Annotated in this window: 2 protein-coding genes; both read right to left on the bottom strand. The window is 45.8% G+C overall.

What is annotated here, in order from left to right:
• Positions 1-89 precede the first annotated feature (89 nt).
• The gene (locus tag NNN64_RS22385) at positions 90-1,559 is read right to left on the bottom strand and encodes an APC family permease (protein WP_271442824.1); all 1,470 of its coding nucleotides are present in this window, start codon (positions 1,557-1,559) and stop codon (positions 90-92) included.
• A gap of 129 nt (positions 1,560-1,688) precedes the next feature.
• Positions 1,689-4,835, bottom strand: a complete 3,147-nt coding sequence (locus NNN64_RS22390; RefSeq protein ID WP_271442825.1) for a glycoside hydrolase family 2 TIM barrel-domain containing protein — start codon at positions 4,833-4,835, stop codon at positions 1,689-1,691.
• Between the last annotated feature and the right edge of the window lie 64 nt (positions 4,836-4,899).

A 4,899-nucleotide genomic window follows, 5' to 3' on the forward strand; every position in this document is an offset into this window, starting at 1 on the left:
TAGTTATATCATTCATAAACCCGCCACGCTGTCATGTTATTGACGACGTGGCGGGCTTTAAACGATAAATTTATAACTGAAAATTATAATTAAATTTTATTAAAGAGTGAGTTATCGTGAGGGTTTTTGATCCTCCAGCGGTTATACATAATGCTGCAATAATAGAACACGGCAATAATACTGACCGGTCCAAGAATGACCTGAATTAATGAACCCATAAAGTTTGCACTCCAGTCTTCTGGTCCTGGAATTAATGCCGCAACCGTAGAGGCAGTAAAAATAATAACTATTGGTGCAACGGATAACAGTGCCCAAAAACGCCCTTTTCCCAGGAAGTGGAAATCACGGACGTAGTCACGGTGGTTGGGCTTCATACGTAGCTTGATATAGCCTGCAACCATAAACAGCACAGGAATTGTTGCAGCCCCCCCATCAAGATTTTTAACAGCCACAAGAATGGTGTTCATTTCAGAGTTAAACTGACCCAGCATAAACAGGATAATGATAATTGTGACCACTACACCCTGCATCTTCAGGGCATTGACTGGCGTACCCTCACTGTTTACCTCAGAGAGTTTATGGCCAAAGATACCTTTTGGCGCATCAACAAACAGCATTTTAACCGGTGCGGCGGTCCATAACATGAGCGAGCCACACAGGGTGGTGATCATCAGGAATAAGGCAATGACGTTGGTCCACCAGTCGGGGAAGCCTAACTGTTGGAAGGCCACATAAATAGCCGATAACAAGCCAAGGTTGGCGGCCTGATCTGCAGGTAAAATAAAATTCATCAGGATAGACGAAATAACAATAATACCTGAGAAGATAAATACGTTAAGAATTAACCCAGTTCTGAAATTACGATCGCCACCCCGAATATTTCGTTTGTATGCCGCTAATGCTTCCAGCCCACCTAACGATTGTAAGGCCCATGACATTGAGGCTATTTTTGACCAAGATAAATCAATGTGCTGTAAATACTCTGGCGCAATCGGCGTTCCGTTAAATGTGACCGTACCAGAAGATAACTTCCAGGTTGCCGCAATGATGAACAACATAGTCAGTGCAAATCCGGCGTATCCAGAGAACGACAGCGCACGGGATAGCCATTTTGGCCCCTTCATCGATACCCATGTTGCCAGCCAGAACAGCGCGATTGAAGTGATACTGATCACCGGCTTAAACCAGGTTTGATTGGTTAATGCGGTAACAAAGGCAACATCGCTGGTACAGGTGTAGATAAAATAGGTAATGATGTTAGGTAACAGGTCAACGAAATAAAAAATATTAACGTAGAAATAGAAGAAACCGGCAATAAATCCCAGTTTTCGACCCAAAATCAGGTTCAACCATGTCTGATATCCACTCTCAGATTCACGTAGCTTTTTAATCGATGAAAGCTCAATGATCATGAAGGTGTAAGGAATTGCATAAAATAATGAAGCGAAAGCATATAATAACCAGGAGTTATACCCCCAGTCAGTGTATTGGCTTACAACGCCTTTAAGAACAAATCCCCCTCCGGCAATGGAGAAAAACAGGAATGTTATTAATGACATCTGATATCTTGCATCGGATTTTTCAGACATACCATTTCCCTTTACTTGTGTATCAATATAGTTCTATTTAGAAGCGCATTTCGAATGCCCTGTAGCGGACATTCGAAAAGGGGAGAAATAAAAATCACCTTACGTATTGCGACGTACCGGGCGTAAATAAAAAGCATAGTGATAAGGTTGGGCCGGTAGTTGATAATCCTTGGGTGGCAAAGAACCCCATGAATTTTGGCCACCTGTACCCATCTGTGCTAAATCGATGTTCCATGTGGTGATATCTCCTGGCTGAACATCAACGCCATGTTTGCGTGATAATGGTGTTAACCCGGATGCGCTACTGCCGTTATTGTCAGCGACAAAATCGAGCTCACTGGCGGCGAAAGGCCAGGCACTGGTATTTAATAATTGCGAGTCGGCAATGGCCTCAAGACCAAGCCCATCATGATTGACAATACGCACCCAGCGAACATCCGTTTTATTACCGCTTTCCTGTGGTCGCGGGTAAGCATGAAATTGCTCCCAGGTCGTTCCGCCGTAGATACCGGCTTTGGCGCCTTTTCTGTCCGCATAGGTTTCCACCGGACCACGGCCAAACCACTGGATATAGTTAAATTCGCTGGGCAATGTCAGCTGAGTACCCATACGCAGTAAAAGAGGAAGTTCGCGATTACCCGGTATAAAATCAACGCTGACACGCATCTCACCGGTCGAATAGATGGTGTAGGTCAGCACATATTTGCAGTCCACGGTGGGAAGCGAGAATTCACTGGTCACGATCGCGTCGTGGCTGGCGGTCTGCGATACTTTGAGGTCGGATAATACGCGCTGCTTACCGGCGTCTTTCCAGACTGCAGACTTATCGAAAAGTCTGGCACCCAGATCGTTATCCGTGAGCCCACGCCAGAAATTAGGTTCGATACCGGTAAGGAGAAGATCTTTTCCGCTAACGGTAAAGCGATCCATACGACCACTGAGGCGATCAAACGCAAGAGAGAAATAAGATCCATTGATCTCAATAGCAGAAGACGTTTCTTGTACCGAGAGAGCAAGAGAATAGGCTTCAGGGGAGATATGAAACGTAGCGGGAGGCGTGATGCTGAACTGCTCCCAGGCAATTTCATAGCCACTGCCAATAAGCGGTATTTCGTTTTTAGTGACGGCACTGAGTGTCACCAAGTACTCTTTATTCTCCTGAAGCGCCAGGTTTGCTACGGGAACATTTACTGAATGGCGCAGGCCTGGGGCAAGGGAAAGGGAACCCAGACTGCCGTTGGCAATTTGATGCCCGTCCTCAGAGATGCTGTACTGAATATCGAGGTGGCGCAGGTCGATAAAATCGTATCGGTTTTCTATTTCAAACAGGCCTGATGCCGGATTTATTGCATGGAAATAGACAGGCTGATAGACCTTTTTCACTTCCGCCATATGAGGATGTGGAACCCGGTCAGCGGCGACCAGGCCATCGTTCATGAAATTGCCGTCACTGGGTTTATCCGGGTGATAATCTTTACCGTATCCCCAATATTTTTGGCCACGCTCGTTGGTTAATGCCAGCGCGTGATCCATCCACTCCCAAATAAAGCCCCCCTGCAGATTGTCGTGGCTGTCGATTATGTTCCAGTAATCGCGCAGAATTCCGACGGAATTCCCCATGGCGTGGGCATACTCAATCATAATCATCGGACGATCGTTACCTTGCTGGGCAAACTGTTCCAGGCGTTCAAGGGTCGGGTACATCGGGCACACAATATCGCTATAGTGTGCTTCACCGGCAGGTTCGTACTGGACTGGGCGGCTATCGTCCTTTTCTTTTATCCATTGATAAAGCGTTTCAAAGACACGTCCGGTTCCGGCCTCATTGCCCATCGACCAAACGATAACGCAGGCATGGTTTTTGTCGCGTTCAACCATTGCCTGTACACGATCTAAGTGTGCGGGTATCCAGGATTCGGTATCGCCAATTTGCGTTTCTGGCTTTAGCGCCAACGGGTGCGATTCGATATTAGCTTCATCAACAATGTAGATGCCATATTCATCACATAGCTGATACCAGCGTGAGTGGCAGGGGAAATGGCTGGTGCGTACCGCATTGATATTGTGCTCTTTCATGAGCTGAATATCGGTCAGCATGTTTTCTTCCGTAGGCACATGCCCTAGCGTCGGGTGCAGCTCGTGGCGGTTTACCCCTTTTATTTTGATCGCTTTACCGTTTACCGTAAGCTGGCTGTTGATGATTTGTACTTTGCGAAAACCTATTTTATGGCTGGTCGCTTCGATGGTTTCACCGTACTGATCGGTGAGTGTCATTAATAATGTATAGAGGTTAGGTGTTTCCGCGCTCCACAGACGAGGGTTCTGCAGTCGATCGCTAAAGCTAAACTGTTGTGTTGTTCCGCTACGTGTAAATGGCTGATTGTGCTCTATTAATACAGACAGATTATTTGCGTCGTCCAGCAGTTTGATATTCAGTGACAGATTCTCTGGATGGCTATCGTAGTGAGACAGGCTCACGCTAACGTTAACTATTCCCTGGGTAAAATCATCGTTCAATTCTGGCTTGCAATACACATCATAAATACGTGTTTTCGCCGTCGAATAGATAAAAACTTCCCGTTCAAGGCCAGACATATCCAGCATGTCTTGTTTTTCTACATAACTGGCATTAGACCAACGATAAATTTGCAGCGAAATCGTGTTTTCACCTTCCCGAATATAGGGGGTGATATTAAATTCAGCCGGGTTTTTCGCGTTCTGGGTATAGCCTACGCGCTGGCCGTTAATCCAGATAAACGATGCAGTTCTGGCTCCTGCCAGTTGCAGGAAAATTTCACGTCCAGTCCAGCTTTGGTCGAGGTAAAATGTACGGCGGTAAGACCCCACCGGGTTGTAGTCGCGCGGTATCTCTGGCCAGTTGGTGGTGAATGGAAAACGCTCGTCAATATAAATCGCTTTATCAAACCCCTGTGCTTCCCAATTGCCCGGAACCTGAATGGTATCCCAGGTCGAAACATCATAGTCTTCTTCATAAAACGTTTTGGGTCTGGACTGTGGATTGCTCGCGCAGTTAAATTTCCAGATCCCATTCAGAGACAGAAAATTACTGGCCTCGGCGGGAATATTCTTGATTGCCAGATATTGGCTGGTAAAGGGGAACAGATATGGTCGTGGCAGCTCTTTATTGATTCCATTGATACGATGGTCTTCCAATACAGCAGGGACATGATCGTGTTCTGTATATAAAGAAATAATCTGTTGCTTGTCAGAGACAACGACGCTCATAATAAATCTCCAGATATTATTTATGGCATTATTAATTTTAAACTATCAATGATATGAATTAGTT

The organism is Citrobacter sp. Igbk 14, assembly GCF_028069825.1.
Lineage (GTDB): Bacteria > Pseudomonadota > Gammaproteobacteria > Enterobacterales > Enterobacteriaceae > Citrobacter.